General features: G+C 73.7%; 12 protein-coding genes. 11 read left to right on the forward strand and 1 reads right to left on the reverse strand.

Annotated elements, in window-relative coordinates:
- Positions 1-88: 88 nt before the first annotated feature.
- Positions 89-493: a hypothetical protein gene (locus IF55_RS30405; RefSeq protein ID WP_157854280.1), complete on the reverse strand. Its 405-nt coding sequence runs from the start codon at positions 491-493 to the stop codon at positions 89-91.
- Positions 494-734: 241 nt separating this feature from the next.
- On the opposite strand from IF55_RS30405, the gene fabI reads away from it, so the two are divergent.
- The 11 genes from fabI (at position 735) to IF55_RS30460 (ending at position 22,375) form a co-directional block, all read left to right on the forward strand.
- Entirely contained in the window at positions 735-1,610 is an 876-nt protein-coding gene (fabI, locus tag IF55_RS30410) for an enoyl-ACP reductase FabI (protein ID WP_048832767.1), read from the forward strand.
- Positions 1,611-1,864: 254 nt separating this feature from the next.
- Complete coding sequence (locus IF55_RS30415) at positions 1,865-2,965, forward strand: MDR/zinc-dependent alcohol dehydrogenase-like family protein (RefSeq protein ID WP_245661517.1); 1,101 nt, start codon at positions 1,865-1,867, stop codon at positions 2,963-2,965.
- A 42-nt stretch (positions 2,966-3,007) separates the two neighbouring features.
- Positions 3,008-4,354: an NAD(P)/FAD-dependent oxidoreductase gene (locus IF55_RS30420; RefSeq protein ID WP_030877505.1), complete on the forward strand. Its 1,347-nt coding sequence runs from the start codon at positions 3,008-3,010 to the stop codon at positions 4,352-4,354.
- Between the two features lie 64 nt (positions 4,355-4,418).
- Complete coding sequence (locus tag IF55_RS30425; RefSeq protein ID WP_048832768.1) at positions 4,419-11,171, forward strand: type I polyketide synthase; 6,753 nt, start codon at positions 4,419-4,421, stop codon at positions 11,169-11,171.
- On the forward strand, positions 11,168-15,835 hold the full coding sequence (locus tag IF55_RS30430) for a type I polyketide synthase (protein WP_078645531.1): 4,668 nt from the start codon (positions 11,168-11,170) through the stop codon (positions 15,833-15,835). The genes IF55_RS30425 and IF55_RS30430 overlap by 4 nt, the downstream gene beginning before the upstream one ends.
- On the forward strand, positions 15,832-17,511 hold the full coding sequence (locus IF55_RS30435; RefSeq protein WP_048832772.1) for an NAD(P)/FAD-dependent oxidoreductase: 1,680 nt from the start codon (positions 15,832-15,834) through the stop codon (positions 17,509-17,511). The genes IF55_RS30430 and IF55_RS30435 overlap by 4 nt, the downstream gene beginning before the upstream one ends.
- 53 nt (positions 17,512-17,564) lie before the next feature.
- The gene (locus IF55_RS30440; protein ID WP_030877494.1) at positions 17,565-18,992 is read left to right on the forward strand and encodes an FAD-binding oxidoreductase; all 1,428 of its coding nucleotides are present in this window, start codon (positions 17,565-17,567) and stop codon (positions 18,990-18,992) included.
- 98 nt (positions 18,993-19,090) lie between these two features.
- Complete coding sequence (locus IF55_RS30445) at positions 19,091-19,345, forward strand: acyl carrier protein (protein WP_048832774.1); 255 nt, start codon at positions 19,091-19,093, stop codon at positions 19,343-19,345.
- The gene (locus IF55_RS30450) at positions 19,342-20,829 is read left to right on the forward strand and encodes a beta-ketoacyl-[acyl-carrier-protein] synthase family protein (protein WP_211270055.1); all 1,488 of its coding nucleotides are present in this window, start codon (positions 19,342-19,344) and stop codon (positions 20,827-20,829) included. Before IF55_RS30445 ends, IF55_RS30450 begins: the two co-directional genes overlap by 4 nt.
- 89 nt (positions 20,830-20,918) lie before the next feature.
- Complete coding sequence (locus tag IF55_RS30455; protein ID WP_030877486.1) at positions 20,919-21,638, forward strand: ABC transporter ATP-binding protein; 720 nt, start codon at positions 20,919-20,921, stop codon at positions 21,636-21,638.
- Positions 21,638-22,375 (forward strand): ABC transporter permease, encoded by a 738-nt coding sequence (locus IF55_RS30460; protein ID WP_030877482.1) that lies wholly within the window; start codon positions 21,638-21,640, stop codon positions 22,373-22,375. Before IF55_RS30455 ends, IF55_RS30460 begins: the two co-directional genes overlap by 1 nt.
- Positions 22,376-22,525 lie beyond the last annotated feature (150 nt).

Consider the following 22,525-nt stretch of genomic DNA (forward strand, 5'->3'; position numbering starts at 1 on the left):
TCGTGACCGGTGGCCGCTCCGCCCCCTGCCGGAGCGGCCACCGGCCCGCGGACCCCGGGGTGCGCGCCCCGGGCCGTGGGAGGCGGGCTCAGTACTCGGTCATCGCGTGCACCTCGTCCGTTAGGGCGATGAACTCCGGCGACTGGAGCGAGGGGATCATCGAGCGCAGGCGCGCCACGTCGCCGCCCGGCCGGATCTTGCCCGTCACCAGGCCCACGAGGGCCTTCATCTCCCGCGTCGTCAGCTTGACGCTGGTCTTGTACGCCATCCGCAGCGAGCACATGGGCTGTTCCAGCGTGCCGCGCCGGGCCTCCACGAGCCGGCCGTCACGGATGCGGAAGTAGTACGCGATCTCGCCGCCCTCCGGCGCCTCCCGGATGATGTGCTGGATCTCCAGGTCGAGCCCCGGCTTCTCGGGCATTCGGCCGCCGCGCTTTTCCAACTCCGCCAGATACTCCGCGGAAAGGTATTTGATCTTCGGCGTCACAGGCATCACACACTCCGGCATGGCGTGTTCCAAGAACCTCGGTTCCGGCACCGTATCGGCTCGCGCCGCGCGAAATCGTCATCACTGCTGGGGAATCGGCGGCGCGGTCCCGCGCCCCACCCCCTCCCAAAGAATGAGGACGTGCGGCCGTATTCACCCGCTTCCGGCACGTGAATTCTGGAGGGCCGGAAGACGCCGAGGCCATGACGTCACGTCAGGTCAGCTACGGGAAGCGGGAGAGCCGACCATGCTGCTGGAGAACAAACGCCTTCTCGTCACCGGGGTGCTGACCGAGTCGTCGATCGCCTGGCGAGTGGCGCGCCTCGCCCAGGAGCAGGGCGCCGCGCTCGTACTCACCGGCTACGGGCGCGGGCTGCGGCTGACCGAGCGGGTGGCCCGGCGGCTGCCGGACCCGCCGGACGTGCTGGAGCTCGACGTGACCCGCGAGGACCACATCGCCGCCGTGGCGAAGGACCTCGACGCGCGGTGGGGCCGGCTCGACGGCGCGCTGCACGCGGCGGCCTTCGCCCCGCCGCACATCCTCGGCGGCGGCTTCCTGACCGCGCCCTGGCCGGCGGTCGCCGCGTCCCTGCACGTCTCGGCGTACTCGTTCGTGGCCCTCGGCCGGGGCCTCGGCGCGCTGCTGGCCGCGGCGGGCGGCGGCTCGGTGGTCGGCCTGGACTTCGACGGCCGCGTCGCCTGGCCCGCGTACGACTGGATGGGCGTCGCCAAGTCCGCGCTGGAGAGCTGCTGCCGCTACCTGGCCCGCGACCTCGGCGGCCAGGGAACGCGCGTCAACCTGGTCGCGGCCGGGCCCCTGCACACCGCCGCCGCGCGGGCCATCCCCGGCGCGGAGGCGGTGAGCGGGCCGTGGCCCGACCGCGCGCCGCTGGGCTGGGACCCCGCCGACGCCGAGCCCGTCGCGCGCGTCGTCTGCGCCCTGCTCTCCGACTGGCTGCCCGCCGTCACGGGCGAGATCGTGCACGCCGACGGCGGCGCCCACGCCATGGGCTCCGCCCCGAGCCCCCCAAGCGCTGCCCCGCCCTCGCCGGACGGCCCGCCCGCCCCACCGGCTCTCGCCCCGCGGCCACCGGGCCCCGCCCCGCGGTCACCGGGCCGCTGAGCCTCGGCCCGCTCGCACCAAAGGATGAGCGCTCATCCTTTGGTGGTGCCCGGTGAATTCATCAGGCCGACGGAAGACGGACAGAACCCTTCGAACGTAGATTTCCATGCGTTGCGCCAAGGGCCGACGAGTACCCGGCCGTGGCAGATTCCGAACTCACCGAGGGGCCTACTCAGGTGATCACCACCGATGCATGGGTATTGCATGCGGGACCCGCACACCAGGAATCCGGAGATCCTGTACCCGGAGAACTGGTGCGGGAAGAATTCAGTTTTCCGGATATCACCGAGAACGAAGTCCTGGTGGCGCCGCTCTACGGCTCCTGGGAAGCGAACATGAGCCACGCCCTGGACCGCACCCCGGTGGACGTGTGCCGCCAGCGCGGCGAGGACCGCATGGTCATCGGCAATTTCGGAGTCGTCCGCGTCGAGCGCCCGGGGAAGGCGGTCACCCGCGTCAAGGAGGGCGACCTCTGCCTGATCCAGGCGTTCGCCCGTACCGACCAGGACGGCTACGTCAAACTCGTGCACGCCTACGACGCCCCCGGCACCACGGGCGTCCTGGCCCGCCGCACGAAGATCGGCGAACACCTGCTGCTGCCCCTGCCCAAGGACACCCGCTACTCGCTCCAGCAGTGGGCCGCCTCCTACGGGCGCTACTGGACGGCATGGGACAACTGGAAGGTCGCCCACGCCTGCTGGCGCTCCCAGGTGCGTACGGACCCGGCGGACATGGACCCGCCGCCGCTCGCCTTCGGCTGGGGCGGCGGCGTGGCCGTGGCCGAACTCGAACTCGCCCAGCGCGCCGGCTTCCGCGCCGCCATGGCCTCCGGCAATCCGCGGCGGCTCGCCGAGATCGAGGCCAAGGGCATGATCCCGGTGGACCGGCGGCTCTTCCCCGACCTCGACCACGACGCGGACCGGATGGCCGCCGACGCCGGATTCCGGCAGCGCTACCGCCAGTCCGAGCGGACGTTCCTGAAGATTGTGAGCGAACTCAGCGGGCGCCGCGGGGCCGCCGTCGTCATCGACAACATCGGCCGGCCCGTGCACCGGGCGACCCTGCGGGCCCTCGGCCGCCAAGGGGTGCTCACCACCGTCGGCTGGAAGCACGGCATGCGGCTGGAGACCGTACGCGCCAACGAGTGCATCAAACGCCATATCCACGTCCACACCCACGCCTGCTGCTTCCACGACATCGAGGACATCCTCGAATTCCAGGAGCGGTCGGGCTGGATGCTCGAAGTGGGCGACCAGCGCGTCTACCGCTTCGACGAGATACCGGAACTCGCGCGCGACTACGCGACGGGACAACTGGATTCCTATTTCCCGCTGTTCCGCGTCGACGAGGAATGAACACAGAAGAAGAGAAGAAGAGAAGGACAGAAGGGGAGAGCTGTGTCTGAGGTTGACTTCGATATCGGCATCATCGGCGGGGGTCCGGCCGGCGCCACGGCCGCTTCCTACCTGTCCAAGGCCGGTCTGAACTGTGTAGTGTTCGAGGGCGATCTCTTCCCCCGCGAACACGTCGGCGAATCGCTGATACCCGCCACCACGCCCGTACTCGCCGACATCGGGTTCCTGCCGCAGATGGAAGAGGCCGCGTTCCCCAGGAAATACGGGGCCGCCTGGACCTCGGCCACCGAACAGTCCATCCCCACCATGGGGTTCAAGGGAATGTCGCACGGCTTCCGGGCCGCCGAGGTCGAATTCCACGAACGCGAACAGCTCGGCGTCAACCAGGACTACACCTACCACGTGGACCGCGGGAAATTCGACCTCCTGCTGCTCCAGCACGCGAACAGCCTCGGCGCCAAGGTCTACGAGGGCATCCGCATCCGCCGCGTCGACTTCTCCGGGCCCCGGCCCCGGATCATCTTCCCGCTCGGCGCCGGCGAATCCTCGGTCACGGTGCGCATGGTCATCGACGCCAGCGGCCGCGGCACGTTCCTCGGCCGGCAGCTCGGGCTCAAGGTCAGCGACCCGGTGTTCAACCAGTATGCCGTCCACACCTGGTTCGACCGCCTCGACCGCTCCGCCCTCGCGGTCAACAAGGAACAGGCGGACTACATCTTCATCCACTTCCTCCCCGTCACCGACACCTGGGTCTGGCAGATCCCGATCACCGACACCGTCACCAGCGTCGGCGTCGTCACCCAGAAGAAACACTTCAAAGCGTCCAGCTCGGACCTCGAAGGCTTCTTCTGGGAGTGCGTCGGCAGCCGCCCCGACCTGCGCGACGCCCTCAAGAACTCCCAGCAGGTCCGCCCGTTCAAGGCCGAGGGCGACTACAGCTACGCCATGAAGCAGATCTGCGGCGACGGCTGGGCCCTCGTCGGCGACGCCGCCCGCTTCGTCGACCCGATCTTCTCCAGCGGCGTCAGCGTCGCCCTCAACGGCGCCCGGCTGCTGTCCGGCGATGTCATCGCCGCCGCGGAGAAAGGCGACTTCAGCAAGGGCTCGTTCCACACGTACGAGACCAAACTGCGCCGCGCGGTCGGCAACTGGTACGAGTTCATCTCCATCTACTACCGGCTGAACATCCTGTTCACGGCCTTCGTGCAGGACCCGAAGTACCGCATGGACGTCCTCAAGATGCTCCAGGGCGACGTCTACGACGACACCGAGCCCAAGGCGCTCGCCGCCATGCGCGAGATCACCCGGCAGGTCGAGGAGAACCCCGACCACCTGTGGCACAAGCACCTCGGTTCGCTCCGCGCCCCCAGCGCGGCGCCCCTGTTCTGACCGTGATCTGACCGTACGACCGTCCACCGTCCGGGCCGCAGCAGTTGTTGGAGGGAACGCGCCGATGCACGAAGCGATCGCCATGGTGGGAGCGGGCTGCCGGTTCCCCCGCGGGGCCGACGCGCTCCCGGAGTTCTGGCGGCTCCTGCGCACCGGGACCGACGCCATCGAGGAGGTCCCGCCGGAACGCTGGGACGTGGACCGCTACTACGACCCGGACCCGCGCCGGCGCGGTGCCATGTACAGCAGGTGGGGCTCGTTCCTGGCCGGCGTCGACCGGTTCGACCCGGCGTTCTTCGGAATCGCGCCCCGCGAGGCCCACGAGATGGACCCCCAGCAGCGGCTGCTGCTGGAGGTCGCCTGGGAGGCCCTGGAGGACGCCGGCCAGTCGCCCACCGCCCTGGCCGGCACCCGGGCCGCCGTGTTCACCGGCGTCATCGGCATGGACTACACCCTGCTGCACGCCCGGCAGGCCGGACTGGACGGCATCGGCGCCTGGTACGCCAGCGGGCGCGAGTTCAGCTTCGGCCCCGGCCGAATCTCCCACGTGCTCGGGCTCCAGGGCCCCAGCATGTCCGTCAACACCGCCTGCTCCTCCTCGCTCGTCGCCGTCCACCTCGCCTGCCAGAGCCTGCGCGCCCGCGAGGCCGACATCGCCCTCGCGGGCGGCGTCAACCTGATCCTCTCCCCGGAACTCAGCATCTTCCTGTGCAAGGTCCGCGCCATGTCCAGCGACGGGCGCTGCAAGCCCTTCGACGCCGCGGCCGACGGCATCGTACGAGGCGAGGGATGCGCCGTCGTCGTACTCAAACGCCTCTCCGACGCGCTCGCCGACGGCGACGACATCCTCGCCGTGATCCGCGGCTCCGCCGTCAACCACGACGGCGCCAGCGCCGGGCTCACCGTGCCCAGCGGCGCCGCCCAGCAGCGGCTGCTCACCGACGCGCTCGCCGCCGCGGGCGCCGCGCCCACCGACATCGACTACGTGGAGGCCCACGGCACCGGCACACCCCTGGGCGACCCCATCGAAGTGGGCGCGCTGCGCACCGTACTGGGCGCCGGCCGCCCCGAGCACCGCCCGCTCGCCATAGGCTCCCTGAAGAGCAACTTCGGCCACATGGACGCCGCCGCGGGCGTCGCCGGACTGCTCAAGGCCGCCCTGATCCTCCGGTACGGGCAGCTCCCCGCCACCCTCCACATCCGCGAGCGCAACCCGCGCATCCGCTGGGACTGGCCCGTCACCGTCCCCACCGAACTCACCCCGCTGCCCGCCGCCGACGACGGCCGGCCCCGGCTCGCCGGCATCAGCGCCTTCGGCCTCAGCGGCACCAACGCCCACGTGATCATCGAGGCGGCGCCGGAGGGGGCGTGGGGGGCGACGGCTCGCGCCGCGGAAGGGAACACCGCCGGGGCGCCGGAGCGCTCCCGCCCCCGCGTCCCGGAGCGTCCCGGGCCCGTGCTGCTGCCCATCTCCGCGCGTGACGGAGCGGCCCTCACCGCGCTGGCCCGCTCCTACCGCGACCGGCTGACCGGGGAAGCGCCGCCCGCTCCGCGCGACCTCGCTCACACGGCGGGCGTGCGCCGCGCGCACCACGCCGAGCACCGGCTCGCCGTCACCGGCGGCAGTACGGCCGAACTCGCGTCCAAGCTGGGCGCGTTCCTCGACGGCGAGGCGCCGCAGGGCCTCAGCACAGGCGGCCGCGACCTGGAGAACGACGGGGCGGGGGAGGGGCCGGGGATCGTGCTGGCCTTCTCCGGGCAAGGGGCCCAATGGCCCGGCATGGCCCGCGAACTGCTCGCACCCGACAGCGGCCAGGGCGGCGGCCACGACGACAGTGGCCAAGGCAGCGAGTACGGCAGCGGCCACGACACCGGATACGACGCCTTCCGCGACGCGTTCGACGCCTGCGACGCGCTGGTGCTGGAGCACGCGGGCTGGTCGCCGAGGGAGGAGACCGCCAGGCCCGCGGACGAGTCCCGGCTGCACCGCACCGAGTACGCACAGCCCGTGATCTTCGCCGTGCAGGTGGCGCTCGCCGCGCTCTGGCGCGCCTGGGGCATCCGGCCCACGGCCGTCGTCGGCCACAGCATGGGCGAGATCGCCGCCGCGTACGTCGCGGGCGCGCTCACCCTCGACGACGCCGCGCGAGTCGCCGTCCACCGCGGCCGGCTGCTCGCCGCGTCGGCCGGGCGCGGCCGGATGGCCGTACTCGACCTCCCCGAGGACGCGGCGCGGCGCGCCCTCGGCCCGTACGAGGGGCTGCTGTGGCCGGCCGCCGCCAACAGCTCCCGCACGACCGTGGTCTCCGGCGACGCGGAAGCGCTGGGCAAACTGCTGGCCGACCTCGCCGGCCGGGGCGTCGGCTGCCGGGCGCTGCCCGGCGACTACCCGTTCCACAGCCCGCCCATGGAGCCCTACCAGGCGCCGCTGGCCGAACTGCTCGACGGCCTGCGGGCCGCGCCGCCCACGGTGCCCGTCGCCACGACCACCCCGGCGGGGGACGACAGCGGCGATGGCGACGGCGACGGGCGGCTCTTCGACGCCGCGCACTGGGTCCGCAACATCCGCGAACCCGTCCGCTTCGCCGCCGCCGTCGACACCCTGCTGGCCCAAGGCCACCGCACCTTCCTGGAAATCGGCCCGCACCCGGTCCTGGCCCTGCCCCTCACCCACGCCTTCGAGGACAGCGGCATGGAGGACGGCCTGGTCGTACCGTCGCTGCGCCGGGATGTGGCCGCACCGCGGACGCTGCTCACGTCGCTGGGCGCGCTGTACGCGGCCGGTGCCGAGGTCCGCTGGGCCGCGGTGCCGCCGACGGGCGGGCGCCCGGTGAAGCTTCCGTCCTACCCGTGGCAGAAGCAGAGGTACTGGATCAGCCCCGGCGCGCCGGGGGAGCGGGCGGGAGAGCGTGCGGGGGAGGGAGGCGAGGCGGCCTCCACCGCGGAACGCGTGCTGCGGCCTGCCGATGAGCCCGCGCCCGTACGCTCAGCGGAGCCCGCGCCCGTACGCTCGCCAGGGCCCGAACCCGTACGCGCGCTGGAGCCCGAGCCCGTACCACCGCCGTTGGCCGAGCCCGCGCCCGTACCCGACCCCGCCGCCGTACGTGCCACAGTGCCGTCCGGTCTTCCGGGCGCGCGGAGCGAGGTGGCCGAGACCGTCGCGCGGGCGGCGGCCGACGTGCTGGGGCATGAGCCCGGGGCGGTTCGGCGGCGGCAGGGGTTCGCCGACATGGGGATGGACTCCCTCACGTCGCTGGAGCTGCGTACGGCGCTCCAGGCCCGGTTCGGGCCGCTGCCCGCCACCGTGGCCTTCGACCATCCGACGGTCGAGCGCCTGACGGACTACCTGTGGGCCCGGCAGGGCGCGCCGGGGGCGGCCGAGGCCGCCGACGAGCGGCGGAACGACGCCGCGCGGCAGAACGACGCCGCGCCGCGCGTGCCACGGTCCGGGTCGCAAGGGCCCGAGCCCATCGCGGTCGTCGGCGTCGGCTGCCGCTTCCCGGGCGGCGCCGACGGGCCGGACGGCTACTGGCGGATGCTGCGCGACGGCACCGATGCCATCGCGCTGTCACCGCCGGGCCGCTTCGACGACGGGAGCCGCTGGCTGGGGGCGTGGCTGGACCGGGTGGACCACTTCGACCCGCGGTTCTTCCGGATCGCGCCGCGCGAGGCGAGGGTCATGGACCCGCAGCAGCGGCTGTTCCTCGAAGTGGCCTGGGAGGCGCTGGAGCACGCGGGCCAGACCCCCGAGCGGCTGGCCGACACGCGGACCGGCGTGTTCGTCGGCATGAACTCCCACGACTACGCGGAACTCATCGCCAACGCCCCGCGGAACGTCGACGCGTTCTTCGGGACCGGCAACTCCTTCTGCTCCACCGCCGGCCGTCTCTCCTTCTTCCTGGGGGCGCACGGCCCGAGCCTGGCCGTGGACACCGCCTGCTCGTCGTCGCTGGTCGCCGTGCACCTCGCGGTGCGCAGCCTGCGGAGCGGGGAGAGCGGCCTGGCGATCGTCGGCGGCGTCAACGCCATCCTGCGGTCCACCATCCACCGCGCCAGCCGAGCGGCGGGCGCGCTCGCCGCCGACGGGCGGTGCAAGACCTTCGACGCGGCCGCCGACGGCTACAACCGCGGTGAGGGCTGCGGGGTGGCCGTACTCAAACCGCTCGGCAAGGCGCTCGCGGACGGCGACCGGATTCTGGCGACCATCCTCGGCTCGGCCGTCAACCAGGACGGCCCGAGCAGCGGCCTCACTGTGCCCAACGGGCCCGCGCAGGAGGCCCTGGTCCGCGAGGCGCTCGCCGACGCCGGGGTCGCGCCCGCCGAGATCGGGTACGTGGAGGCGCACGGCACCGGCACGCCGCTCGGCGACCCGATCGAGCTCCAGGCCCTCGGCGCGGCCCTCACCCCGGGCCTCGCCACGGGTCCCGGCGGGACACCCGAAAGGCAGCGGATCGCGGTCGGCTCCGTGAAGACCAACTTCGGCCACCTGGAAGCCGCTTCGGGGATCGCCGGCCTCATCAAGACCGTACTGATCCTGAACCGCGGCGAGATACCGCCGCACCTCCACTTCGAGGAACCCAGCCCCGAGATCCCCTGGCGCGACCTCCCCTTCGACGTGCCGACCGCCACCACCCCGTGGCCGTCGGGCCGCAGCGCGGCAGGGGTGAGCGCCTTCGGCTTCAGCGGCACCAACGCGCATGTGGTGCTGGGGAGTTCACCGATGGAGGCGGAGGATCGTGGGGTGAAGCGGGGCGGTGGTGGCCGGCCGTATCTGTTGCCGCTGTCGGCGGCCGGCCCGAAGGCGCTGGCCGCGCAGGCCGCCAACTACCGCGCGCTGCTCGTCGGGGGCGAGAGCGTCGGTGCTGATGACGTGGCGTCACCAACGGACGAGCACACCACAGCGGCCGGAGTCCCGCTGCACGACGTGTGCTTCACCGCGAGTACGCGCCGCGCGCACCAGGCCCACCGCCTCACCGTCGTCGGCCGTACGCGTGCCGAACTCGCCGACCGGCTCGCCGAGTTCGGGCGCGGGGAAGCGGGGGCCGGCGTCTCCACGGGCCGGGCGGACGGCGGGGCGGAACGGAAGGTGGCGTTCGTCTTCTCCGGGCACGGGTCGCAGTGGCCGGGTATGGCGCGGCTGCTGCTGCGCCAGGACCCCGCCTTCCGGGAGGCGTTGGCCTGGTGCGACGCGCACCTGGCCCCGTACACCGGCTGGTCGGTCCTCGATCACCTGGAACGCGGCGCCGACACGCCCTCGGGCCCCCGTCAGCAGGAACTGATCTTCGCCGTGCAGACGGCGCTCGCCCGCCGCTGGCAGGCGCTCGGCATCCGGCCCGCCGCCGTGCTCGGACACAGCATGGGCGAGGTGGCGGCGGCCCAGGCGGCCGGGGTGCTGGAGATCGTGGACGCGGCGCGGCTCATCCACGAACGCGCCGCCGTCCAGGAGCGGCTGGCCGGCAACGGCGCCATGGGGGTGGTCGGGCTGCCGGCCGCCGAGGCCGCCGCGGCACTCGCCGGGTACGAGGACCGGCTGTGGGTGGCGCTCGACAACAGCGCCCGCAGCACGGTGCTCTCCGGCGCCGCCGACGCGCTCGACGAGGTACTGGCCGCCCTCAAGAAGCGCCGCGTCTTCGCCCGCCGCGTCGACGCCGCGGGCGCCGGGCACTGCCCGCTCGTCGAACCCCTCGACCGGGAACTGGCCGACCGCCTCGCCTGGCTCCGGCCCGCCCCCGGCGACCTGCCCTGCTACTCCGCCGTGACCGGCGGCCCGCTCGGCGGAGAGGCGTTCGACGCCGCCTACTGGGGCCGCAACCTGCGCGACCGCGTACGGTTCTCCACCGCCGTACGGGCCATGGCCGCCGACGGCTTCGACACCTTCGTCGAGATCTCGCCCCATCCGCTGCTGCTGACCTTCATCGAACAGGACCTGCGCGACCTCGGCGCCATGGGCCTCCTCGTGCCGTCCCTGCGCCGGGGCGGCGACGACTTCGCCGTCATGCTCGACTCGCTCGGCGCCCTGCACGCGCACGGCGTCCCCGTCGACTGGGCCGGCATGTACCCGGCGGGCGGCCGCGTCGTCGACACCCCGGCGTACCCCTGGCAGCACAAGAGGTACTGGCTGGCGGGCGGAGCGGAGAGCGGGGCGGCGACGGCGGCCGACTCTGGTGTAGCGGACACCGTCGAGGCCGGGGCCCGGCCGGGGGACGACGCGGATGCCGCGGACCCCGCGGCCACGCCCACCACGGACCACGCCATCGCCCTCCGCCGGGAGCTGGCGGCGCTGGAGCCCGAGGCGCGGCACGACGCCCTCGTGGGCCATGTGCTGGCCGAGGCGGCCGCCGCGCTCGGCGCTGACTCGGACGACGAACTCGACCCCCGGCAGGGCTTCTTCGACCTGGGCATGAACTCGGTCACGTCGATGGAGATGAAGCGCGCCCTCCAACGGCGGTTCGGGTGCTCGCTGCCCAACACCCTCATCTTCGAATGCCCCAACGCCGAGGCGCTCGCCGAGTACCTGGCTACGGACGTACTCGCGACGGACGTGTCCGAGACGGAAGTGCCCACCACGGAGCCCGGCCCCGGCCCCGACCCCGACCCCGAGTCGCCCCCGGCCCGCGCCGGCATCGGCGCGCCCGCCCCGGAGGCCGCCCCCGACGCCCCCGGGCACGGCGACGATCTCGCGGCCCGCTTCGAGCGCGAGATGGCCGGGGTCGATGACGCCCTGGGCCTCGGGCGCCCGGCCCGTACCCGCGCGCACGCCCGTACCCGGGCCCAGGCCCGTACCGACATCACGTACCGCGGAGAGGCGGAGCAATGACCGGAAGGGACATGGACGACCGGGCCAGGCTGGCCCAGGCCCTCGACCGGATCGCGCAGCTACGGACCCGGCTGGAGCAGTACCAGCAGACGGACGGGCCCGTCGCGATCGTCGGCATGGGCTGCCGCTTTCCCGGCGGGGCGGACTCCCCGGAGGAGTTCTGGCGGGTGCTCAGCGACGGCGTCGACACCGTGCGGCGCTTCCCGGCCGAGCGGGGCGACGCGGACGCCGTGTACGACGCGGACCCCGAGGCACCGGGCAAGGCGTACTGCGTGGAGGGCGGATTCATCGAACGGCCCGACGCGTTCGACGCCGAGCTCTTCGGCATCTCACCGGCCGAGGCCGTGGCGATGGACCCGCAGCAGCGGCTGGTGCTGGAGGTGGCGTGGGAGGCGCTGGAGCGCGCGGGGATCGCCCCCGACGGCCTGACCGGCAGCGCGACCGGGGTCTTCCTCGGCGCCAGTACCAGCGACTACGCGCGGATGCGGCAGCAGCTCGCCGAGGCGGCCGATGTGGACGCGTACCAGTTGATGGCCGAGCCCGCGTTCCTGGCGGGGCGCGTCGCCTACCACTTCGGGCTGCGCGGCCCCGCGCACGTCGTCGACACGGCCTGCTCGTCCTCGCTGCTCGCCGCCCATCTCGCGTGCCAGAGCCTGCGCCGCGGCGAGTGCGACCTCGCGCTCGCCGGCGGGGTGAACCTGATGCTGACGCCGTACGGGTTCGTGCTGGTCAGCAAGGCGGGGGCGCTCGCGCCCGACGGGCGCTCCAAGGCGTTCGCGGCGTCGGCCGACGGCTACGCGCGCGGCGAGGGCTGCGGCGTCGTCGTACTGAAGCGGCTGACGGACGCGGTCGCGGACGGCGACCCGGTGGTGGCCGTCATCCACGGCAGCGCCGTCAATCACGACGGGCGCTCCAGCGGCATCTCGGTGCCCAGCGGCCCGGCGCAGCAGGAGGTGATACGGGCGGCCCTCGCCGACGCCGAGGTCGCGCCCGCGGGGATCGGGTACGTGGAGGCGCACGGCACGGGCACGATGCTCGGCGACCCCATCGAACTCCGGGCGCTGGAAGCGGTGCTGGGGCCGGGCCGGCCGGCGGAGCGGCGCGTGTACGTCGGGTCGGTGAAGACGAACGTCGGCCACCTGGAGGCCGCCGCCGGCGCGGCCGGGCTGATGAAGCTCGCGCTCTGCCTCCAGCACGGGCGCATCCCTCCCAGCCTTCACTTCACCGAGCCCAACCCCAACGTGGACTGGGACCGGCTGCACCTCACCGTGCCCACCGCCCCCACCCCCTGGCCCGCCGCGCCGGACGGCCGCTACGCGGGCGTCAGCTCCTTCGGCGTGAGCGGCACCAACGTCCACCTGATCCTGGGCGAGGCCCCCGCCCCCGAACCGCCCCCGGCCCAGCCGGCCCTCGCGGCGCCTCGCCGCTCCCACGAACTCCTCGTCCTGTCCGCCGCCTCCCGCGCCGCCCTCGACGACCTCGCCGCCCGCTATGCCACCCGCCTCGGCCTCCCAAGCGAGCCCGCCGCCGGGAACGGAGCGGTGAGCGGGCCCGTAGGACAAGGCGGTTTTACGGACGCCGGCCCGGCGACGGTCATCGGCGAGGCGAGCCGCGGTGACCGTGCCGTCGAGCCGGCCGTCCGCGGCTGGTCGGGTGGGGACGCTCGTACGGGGGCGGGTGTGGGTGTGGGCTCGGCTGGGGGTGGCGGTTCGCTCGCGGACATCTGCCGGGCCGCCGCCCTGGGGCGGGCTCAACTTCCTTATCGGCTTTCGGTAGTTGCTCCTTCTGTTGCTGGGCTCGGCTCCCAACTTCGGCAGTTCGCCGCCGGGCGGAGTGCGCCGGGCGTTGTGAGCGGGCGGGCCGCGCCCCGGCGGCGAGCAAAGATTGCGTTTCTGTTCACCGGTCAGGGCAGCCAGTACCCCGGCATGGGGCGCGGGCTCTATGAGACCGAACCCGCCTTCCGGGCCGCGCTCGACGAGTGCGACGCCCTGCTGCGCGGACACCTCGACCGGCCGCTGCTCGACGTGCTGTACGGGGAGCCGAAGGACACCGCGCTCCTGGACCGCACCGCGTATACCCAGCCGGCGCTGTTCGCCGTCGAGTACGCGCTGTCCCGGCTCTGGCACTCCTGGGGCATCCGGCCCGGCGCCGTACTGGGCCACAGCGTCGGGGAGTACGCGGCGGCCTGTGTGGCCGGGGTGTTCGGCCTGGAGGACGCGCTCACGCTGGTCACCGCGCGCGCCTCGCTGATGCAGCGGCTCTGCGAGCCGGGCGCGATGCTCGCCGTGCCGCTGCCCGCCGCCGAGGCGGCGCGGGAGGCCGAGGCCGACGGCGGGCCCCTCGCGCTGGCCGCCGTGAACGGCGAGCGCGAGTGCGTGCTGTCCGGCGCCGCCGACGCCGTCGACCGGGTGGCGGCCCGCCTCGCCGGGCGCGGGGTCCGGGCGCGGCGGTTGCGCGTCTCGCACGCCTTCCACTCGCCCCTGGTCGAGCCGGCCCTCGCCGAGCTGCGTGCCACCGCCGCGCGCGTCGCCTGCGCCGCGCCGCGCGTCCCCGTCATCTCCAACCTGACCGGCGAGGCCGTCGGCCCCGACACCCTCGCCGACCCCGACTACTGGTGCCGGCACGCCCGGCGGACCGTGCGGTTCGCCGAGGGGCTGCGCACCCTGGACCGGCTCGGGTTCACCGCCTTCCTGGAGGCCGGGCCCGGCCGCACCCTGCTGGGCCTCGGCGCCACGGCCCTCCCCGGGCCCGACCGCACCTGGCTCGCCTCGCTGCGCCGCACCGCCGACGACGCCGAGCAGATCCGCACGGCGCTCGGCGGCCTGTACGTGCTCGGGGCCCCGGTGGACTGGCAGGCCGTGCACGCCGGCACGGGGGCGCCCGTGGTTCCCGTGGACCTGCCCACCTACGCGTTCCAGCGGCAGCGGTACTGGTTCCAGGAGCGGGAGGCCGCTGTGCCCGGGGGCGACCGTACGGCCGCGGCCGTGCCCACGGCGCGTACCGCCGAGGCCGCGGGCGAACCCGACGGCGGTGCCGCCCCCGACCTGCTGGCGCGGCTCACCGAAGCGGACCCCGGCGCGCGGCCCGGACTCGTCGCCGCCCGCCTCCGGGACCTGCTCGCCGCCATGCTGTGGACCCCCGCCGAGGAGCTCGACGCAGGCGCCGACCTGCTCGAACTCGGAGCGGACTCGCTGATGGTGATGCAGGTGGTGACGGCCTGCAAGACCGAGCTGGCGATCAGCCTCTCGCCGCGCGAACTCTTCGAGCGGCCCACCGTCGCCGACTGGTCCGCGCTGATCACCGCGCACGCCGAACGGGACCACGAGCTGCCGGGCGCCGCCGAGCGCGGCGCCACGGCGGCGGGGCCCGACTGGACGGACCCGGCCGTGCTCCGGGCCGACGCCGTACTCGACCCGGACATCCGGCCCTCCGCCGGCCACGCCGAACCGGGCGACGCCTGGCGCGACCCCTCCGACGTCCTCCTCACGGGGGCCACCGGCTTCGTCGGCGTGTTCCTCCTGGACGAACTGCTGCGCTCCACCGACGCCACGGTCCACTGCCTCGTACGCGCCGACGACCCGGACGCCGGCCTGGAGCGGCTGCGGTCGGCCGCCGAACGCTACCTGAACTGGCGCGAAGGGGACGAGAAGCGGATCGTGGCGGTGCCCGGCGACCTGTCCCGGCCGCTCCTCGGCCTCACCGAGGACGCCTTCGACGCGCTCGCGCACCGCGTCGACGCCATCTACCACAACGGCGCCAACGTCAACTTCATCCACAGCTACCAGCAGCTACGGGCCGCCAATGTCCAAGGCACCGAGGAGATCCTGCGGCTGGCCTGCCGAGGGCCGCTGACCCCCGTCAGCCACGTCTCGACATTCGGGGTCTGGGGCGTGCCCGAGGACCTGACCAGCACCTTCGCCGAGGACGACGACCTCGGCCGGGCCGGGCGGCTGCCCAACGGCTACCTCCAGACCAAGTGGGCGGCGGAGCGGCTGGTCTTCGCCGCGCGGGAGCGGGGCGTGCCGGTCAACATCTACCGGCTCGGCCAGATCATGGGCGACTCGCGCCGCGGCACCTGCGTCACCACCAGCTTCACCTGCTCGGTCATCAAGGGCTGCGTCCAGTTCGGCACGGCGCCCGAACTCGACATGCTCGTCGAGATGACCCCCGCCGACTATGTGAGCCGGGCCCTCGTGCACGCCTCGAAGACGGCCGGCTTCGGGCAGAACTTCCACCTCCTCAACCCCGAGCGGATCACCTTCGCCGAACTCGTCGGCTACCTCCAGCGGGGCGGCTGGCGGGTCGGCCGGCGGCCGGGGCCCGAGTGGGTGGCGGAGTTCCGCGCCGGGGTGGGGCTGGAGGACAACGCGCTGTCCCCGCTCATCGACACCATCAGCGAGATCGTCCGGGTCGGCCAGGACTCCATGACCTACCGCGTCGACAACGTGCGGCGCGCACTGGACGGCAGCGGCATCACCTGCCCGCCGCTCGACGACGCCCTCCTCGACACCTACTTCGGCTGGATGGTGCGTACGGGCTTCCTGCCCGCGCCCGAGGGGCCCGCACTCGATGGGCCCGTATCCGAGGGGTCCGCGTCCGTGCGGTCCGTACGTGATCCCGTACCCGGCCAGTCCGCCGAGCGGCCCCGGAAGGAGAAGCCATGAACACGCCCGACCGCGCACCCCGACCGCCGCACCGCCGCCCCCAGGACGGGGACCTCCGTGATGTCGTCATCCTCGGCGGCTCGCTGCCCGCGGCGACCCTGGCGACCGTGCTCGCCGCGGGCGGCGCGCGCGTCACGGTCATCGACGCCGCCCAGCCGCCGCCCTTCCCGCCCGGGGAGATGGGCGTGCACGCCGCCGGGCTCTTCCGGGTGCTCGCGGAGCGGTACAAGGCGCCGGAGCTGGCCCGGCTGGCGACCGTGAAGGACATCCACACGCACGTCACCCGGACCGTCGGCGCCGAGCACTGCCACAGCTTCGTCTACCACCGCGAGGGCCGGCCCCAGGACCCGGCCGAACTGCTCCAGGTCTGCCCGCCCAAGGGCGCGCCGCCCGAACCGCACTTCCACCGCCCCGACATCGACGCCTACCTGCTGCGCTGCGCGCGGGAGCGGGGCGCCGACGTGCGCCGGGGCGGCAAGGTCAGCGGGGCGGCGGCGGGCCCGGACGGCGCGGCCGTGCGGCTCTCCGACGGCACCGAGGTCCGGGCCCGGTACCTGGTGGACGCCTCCGGGCCCGACTCGCCGCTGGTGTCCGCGCTGGGACTGCGGCAGGAGCCCGCACCCTTCGCCACGGCCAGCCGGACGCTCGCCGCCCATATGACGGGGGTACGGCCGTTCGCCGACGCGGTCGCGGACCGGGCCGCCGCCTACCGGCCGGCCCTGCCCTGGCACCGGGGGAGCATGCACCACCTCACGGACGGCGCCTACCTCGCGGTGCTGCCGCTGGGCAACCACCCGGACTCCACGGGCGGGCTGTTCAGCGTCGCCCTGACGCTGGACGCCCGCCGGTTCCCGCCGCGCGAGGGGCCGGGGCGGACGCCGGAGGAGGAGTTCCGCGCCTTCGTCGCCCGATTCCCCACACTGGTCGACCAGTTCGCGTACGCGGCGGCCGAGGGTCCGTGGCTCGCGACGGAACGGAACCAGTACGCGGCGAGCCGCACGGTCGGCGACCGCTGGTGCCTCATCGGGGACGCGGCGGGCTACGTCGACCCGTTCATCTCGCGGGGGCTCGGGCTGACCCTGGAGGCCGTGAACGCCCTCGCGCGGCGGCTGCTGGACGCCGTGCGGGACGGCGACTTCTCGACTGAACGGTTCGCCGAGGTCGGCGAGTTGACGCGCGATCAGCTCGCCGCCAATGACGAGCTGGCCGCCATGGTGCACGCGTCGCTGTGCGACCCGGCGCTCGTACGGGCCGTGCTCTTCGTCCTCGAAGCCGGCTTCCGCTTCGGCGGGTTCCCCCTCCTGGCCGCGTGGTCCGAACTCCGCTCGACGGGCGGCGACGCGGCCCTGCGGGCCCTGGAGACGGTCCCGCACCGCGGCCACGTCTTCGCCGGACACGAGGGCTATCACCGGCTGTTCACCGCGGCCGGGGCCACGTGCGCGGCGGTCGCCGCCGGGGAGCTGGACGCCCGTACCGCGAGCGAGCGGATCTTCCGGTCCGTCCGCGAGGCGGAGTTCGTGCCCGCCGCCTTCAAACTCGACGACCCCGCCGCCCGCTCGCTCCGGATCACCCCGGTGACGCTGCTCAGGCTCGCCCTGTGGAGCGTCACCGGCGCGCCCAAGGACATCGCCCCGCTGGTCCGCGCCGGGATCAAGAGCGTGCTGAAGGGCGGATGAGCACGCTGCCCGTACCGACCCCACGCCCGTAGCGAATGACTCAAGGAGCACGCATGGCAACCTCCGCACGTTTCGCCGGTACGGTCCTCGCCCCCGGGGACCCCGGATTCGAGGACGCGAGCCGCACCTGGAACGCGTGCTTCGCCTCCCGCCCCCGCGAGGTGATGGTGTGTCACAGCACGGCGGAGGTGGCGGACGCGGTGCGCGAGGTGCGGGAGCGCGGCGTATCGTTCCGGGTCCGGTCGGGAGGCCACTCCATGGCCGGGCTGAGCAGCGTCGAGGACGGGGTCGTCATCGACCTCGGCGGCCTCGACGCCATCTCCCTCAGCGCGGACCGCTCGCTGGTGACCGTCGGCGGCGGAACCCGACTCGGCGACATCTACCGGGAGTTGTGGCGGTCCGGCGTGACGGTACCGGCGGGCACCTGCCCGCGCATCGGCATCGGCGGCCATGTGCTGGGCGGCGGCATGGGCGTGCTGTCCCGCTCCCGCGGCGCCCTCGTCGACCACCTCGCCGCCCTGGAGTTCGTCGACGCCGAGGGCCGGGCGTACCGGGTGGACGAGAACGAGCACCCCGACCTGTTCTGGGCCTGCCGGGGCGGGGGTGGCGGGAGCTACGGCATCGCCACCTCGTACACGCTGCGCACGTCCCCGGTGGACGAGGTCACCCTCTTCACCCTGAGCTGGAACTGGGAACGGTTCGCCCCCGCCGTACGGGCGTGGCAGAGCTGGCTGGCGTCGACCGACGACCGGGTCAACACCTTCCTCTCGCTCTTCCCGCGCCAGCAGGACCTGGTGGCGGCCTTCGGCGTGTACGACGGGCCGGCCGCCGAGTTCGAGGAGCTGCTGCGGCCGCTGGTCGCCGCCGTACGGCCGCAGGACCAGGTCGTGGAGCCGATGCCGTTCATCCAGGCCGTCGACACCGTGGAACTGCTCCAGGGCGAGGCCGCGGCGGCCGACCAGGTACGGGCGCAGGGCAGTTCGGCCATCATCGGCGGGCCGCTGGACGGCGCGGCCATCGCCACCCTCCAGCAGTTCCTCACCGACCCGCCGAGCCACCGCTCCGAGGTCGCCGTCTACGGCATGGGCGGGGCCATCGCGCGCCCGGCGCGCACCGACACGGCGTTCGTGCACCGGACGGGGCTGATGGCCTTCGAGTACCGCACCGACTGGGACCGGTCCGAGGACGACGCGAAGAACCTCGCCTGGATCAAGGCGCTGCGCCACGCCATGGCCCCGCACACCACCGGCGCCGCGTACGTCAACACCATCGACCTGGCCCTGGAGAACTGGCTCTGGGCCTACTACGAGGAGAACCTGCCGCGGCTGATCGAGGTCAAGCGCCGCTACGACCCCGGCGACGTCTTCCACCACCCGCACAGCATCCCGCTCACGGTCACCGAGGCGGACATCGCCCGGTACGGCATACCGGAAGCGGTGGCCGCACGGCTGCGGGCGGCAGGGCTGACGGACCGTCAGTAGGGCCAATGGAGCCTATGTCTGACGGCACGTCACCAAGTGTCGCAGACACATACCAGCACACCCTTCACCACTCCAGCCGACCGAGGAGGTCGCACACCATGGCACACACCGAGCAGGAGATCCTGGCGGGCGTCGCGGAGATGCTGCACGACATCTGCGGCATCGCGCCCGCGCGCAGCACCCCGGACAAGTCCTTCGTCGACGACCTGGACGTCGACTCGCTGTCCATATACGAGATCGGCATGACGACGCAGGACCGGTTCGGCGTCGAGGTCCCGGACGAGGACATGCGGGGCCTGCGCACCGTCGGCGACCTCGTCGCCTATATCCGGGGAGCGGGGATCACGGCATGACCGACGGCCGCCCCGCCGCCGCCTCGGGCCGCCCTGCCGCCGGCACCGGTAGGTCCCTTGGGTCCCTCGCCGATGGCGGCCCGGCTGCTGGTGACACCTCCGTCGGCGACTCCGTGGGCGACGGTCGCCCCTTCGCCCACGGCAGCCCCGTCGGCCACGGCGGCCCCGTCGCCGACGACCGTGAGGTGGTCGTCACCGGGCTCGGGGCGGTCGGGCCGGTGGGCGGTGACGTCCCGACGCTGTGGCGGGGGCTCCTCGCGGGCGCCTGCGGCGTGCGCCGCGTCGAGGAGCCGTGGGCGGCCGGGCTGCCGGTGCGGATCGCCGCGCCGGCGGCCGTGGAGCCGGCCGGGCGGCTGGCGGTCCACGAGACGCGCCGGCTGTCCCGTGTGCAGCAACTGGCCCTGCTGGCCGCCCGCGAGGCGTGGGCGGACGCGGGGGCGCCGGAGCCGTCGCCCGAGCGGTTCGCGGTCGCGGTCTCCTCGGGCGGGGGAGGGGTGGCGGACCTGCTCGGCCAGGACGAGGTGCTGCGGGAGCGCGGCTGGCAGCGGGTCTCGCCGCTCACCCTGCCGAGGTACATGGCGAACGGCCCCGCCGCCTGGGTCGCCCTGGAGTTCGGCGCCGCGGCCGAGCTGCACGCGCCCGCCGCCGCCTGCGCGTCCGGAGCGGACGCGCTGGCGCGGGGGCGCGAGCTGATCCGGTCCGGGCAGGCGGACGTGGTGCTGGCGGGCGGCGCCGAGGCGATGATCCACCCGGTGATCGTCGCGGGGTTCGCGGCCATGCGCGCGCTCTCCCGGCGCAACGAGGACCCGATGGCCGCCTGCCGGCCGTTCGACGCGAAGCGCGACGGTTTCGTCCTGGGCGAGGGCGCGGCCGTTGTGGTGCTGGAGTCCGCCGGGCACGCGGCCCGGCGCGGGGCGCGCGGCTACGCGGAGCTGGCCGGCGCGGGCCGTTCCGCGGACACGTACCACATCGCCAACCCCGACCCCTCGGGGGCGGGCGCGGTGCGCGCGATGCGCCGGGCGCTCGCCGACGCGGGCGCGGAGCCCGGCGAGATCGCTCATGTCAACGCGCACGCGACCGGCACGCCGACGGGGGACGTGGCGGAGGCGATGGCGCTGCGCGAGGTGCTGGGGCCGGGCCTCGGCGGCGCGTCGGTGACCGCGACCAAGTCCCTGACCGGTCATCTGCTGGGCGCCGGCGGGGCGTTGGAGGCGGTGATCACCACCCTGACGCTGCATCACGGCATCGTGCCGCCGACCGCCAACCTCGACGAGCCCGACCCCGTCGTCGCGGCGGATGTCTCCCGCGCCGTGGTCACGGGCGGCCCCGCGGTGCTCCCGGAGGGCGGGGAGCGCGGGGGTGCTGCGAGGGCTGCGGGCGGGGGTGCGTCGAGGACGGCCGGCGGGGGCGCGCTCGCGGCGCTCAGCAATTCGTTCGCCTTCGGCGGCCAGAACGTCTCCTTGCTGCTGCGCCGCCGGACGTGACGGCCGGTGCGCACGCGCTTCCCAGCCGGAACTTTTTCATCTACGGTTGAATTCAACGTTGGGTGAGTTTTCCTGCGAGGAGAGATCACATGAAGACCGCGATCGATGTACAGGACCTCGTGGTGGCCCGCGGCGGGAAGGAGGTGCTGCACGGCCTCTGCGCACGCGTCCCGCACGGCGGGATCACCGGACTGCTCGGCCCGAGCGGCAGCGGGAAGACCACCCTGATGCGCTCCATCGTGGGCGTGCAGCGCGTGAAGTCGGGACGGGTCACCGTGCTCGGCGAGGCGGCGGGCACCCCGTCGCTGCGCCGTAAGGTGGGCTACTTCACCCAGTCCCCGAGCGTCTACACCGATATGACGGTCCGTGAGAACGTCCGCTACTTCGCCAGCTTCTACGGGCTCGGCGCCGCCGCGGCCGACGAGACCATCAAAGAGGTGGGGCTCCAGGAGCAGGCCGGCCAGATCGTCCGTACCCTCTCCGGCGGCCAGCACAACCGGGCCTCCCTCGCCTGCGCCCTCGTCAGCCGCCCCGAACTGCTCATCCTGGACGAGCCGACGGTCGGCCTCGACCCCGTGCTCCGCGAGGAGCTGTGGGCGCACTTCCGCCAACTGGCGGCCGACGGAGCCACGTTGGTCGTCTCCAGCCACGTCATGGACGAGGCCAACCGCTGCGACCGGCTGATCCTCATCCGAGAAGGGGCCGTCGTCGCCGACGACACCCCCGACGCCATCAAGAAGCAGGCCGGCACGGACGACCTGGACCGGGCGTTCCTCACGCTCGTCCAGGAGAAGGCGGAGGTGGCGTGATGTCGCCGCGACTGACCCTGAGCACGACGGCCCGGGTCCTCGGGCAGCTCCGGCACGACCGGCGCTCCGTCGGCCTGCTGATCGGCGCGCCGCTGCTGCTGCTCACGCTGATCTACTTCATGTTCGAGAAGAACGGCGCGACCCTCGACCGGGTCCTGCTGATCATGCTCGGCGTCTTCCCGTTCCTGCTGATGTTCCTGGTCACCAGCATCGCCATGCTGCGGGAACGCACATCGGGCACGCTGGAGCGGCTGTTCACCACCCCGCTGGGCAAGCTGGACCTGCTCTTCGCCTACGGGCTCGCCTTCGGCCTGGCCGCCACCGTCCAGGCCATCGTGGCGACCACGGTCGCGTACTGGCTGCTCGACCTCGACACGGCCGGCAACGGCGCGCTCGTGGTGCTCATCGCCGTCGGCAACGCGCTGCTCGGCGTCGGCCTGGGCCTGCTGTGCAGCGCGTTCGCCCGTACCGAGTTCCAGGCGGTGCAGTTCCTGCCGATCGTGGTGCTGCCGCAGATCCTCCTCTCCGGCCTCTTCGTGCCGCGCGCCGAGATGGCCGGCTGGCTGGAGGGCGTCAGCACGGCCATGCCGCTGGCCCATGGGGTCGAGGCGCTGCAACAGGTGGGCGCGTCCGTCGACGCCACCGCGGACCTGTGGCGCGGCTACGGCGTGGTCATGGGGTGCGTGGTCCTGGCCCTCGTGCTGGCCGCCAGCACGCTGCGGCGGCGTACGGCGTAGGCGGGCGTACGGCGCAGGCGGGCGAGGCGTACGGCGTGGGGGGCGTACGGCGTAGGCAGGCGAGGCGTACGGCGTAGGCGGGCGTACGGCGTAGGCCCGGACAGGGGCAGGACGGCGGCAAGAGCGAGGGCAAGGCTCGGCTCGACTCGG

The sequence above is a fragment of the Streptomyces varsoviensis genome, from assembly GCF_000718635.1.
GTDB classification, from domain to species: Bacteria; Actinomycetota; Actinomycetes; order Streptomycetales; family Streptomycetaceae; genus Streptomyces; species Streptomyces varsoviensis.

Bases quoted from the DNA above. Each gene is read 5' to 3' on its own strand.
- IF55_RS30405 (WP_157854280.1), bottom strand. From the start codon at position 493: ATGCCTGTGACGCCGAAGATCAAATACCTTTCCGCGGAGTATCTGGCG.
- fabI (WP_048832767.1), top strand. From the start codon at position 735: ATGCTGCTGGAGAACAAACGCCTTCTCGTCACCGGGGTGCTGACCGAG.
- IF55_RS30425 (WP_048832768.1), top strand. From the start codon at position 4,419: ATGCACGAAGCGATCGCCATGGTGGGAGCGGGCTGCCGGTTCCCCCGC.
- IF55_RS30430 (WP_078645531.1), top strand. From the start codon at position 11,168: ATGACCGGAAGGGACATGGACGACCGGGCCAGGCTGGCCCAGGCCCTC.
- IF55_RS30435 (WP_048832772.1), top strand. From the start codon at position 15,832: ATGAACACGCCCGACCGCGCACCCCGACCGCCGCACCGCCGCCCCCAG.
- IF55_RS30440 (WP_030877494.1), top strand. From the start codon at position 17,565: ATGGCAACCTCCGCACGTTTCGCCGGTACGGTCCTCGCCCCCGGGGAC.
- IF55_RS30445 (WP_048832774.1), top strand. From the start codon at position 19,091: ATGGCACACACCGAGCAGGAGATCCTGGCGGGCGTCGCGGAGATGCTG.
- IF55_RS30450 (WP_211270055.1), top strand. From the start codon at position 19,342: ATGACCGACGGCCGCCCCGCCGCCGCCTCGGGCCGCCCTGCCGCCGGC.
- IF55_RS30455 (WP_030877486.1), top strand. From the start codon at position 20,919: ATGAAGACCGCGATCGATGTACAGGACCTCGTGGTGGCCCGCGGCGGG.
- IF55_RS30460 (WP_030877482.1), top strand. From the start codon at position 21,638: ATGTCGCCGCGACTGACCCTGAGCACGACGGCCCGGGTCCTCGGGCAG.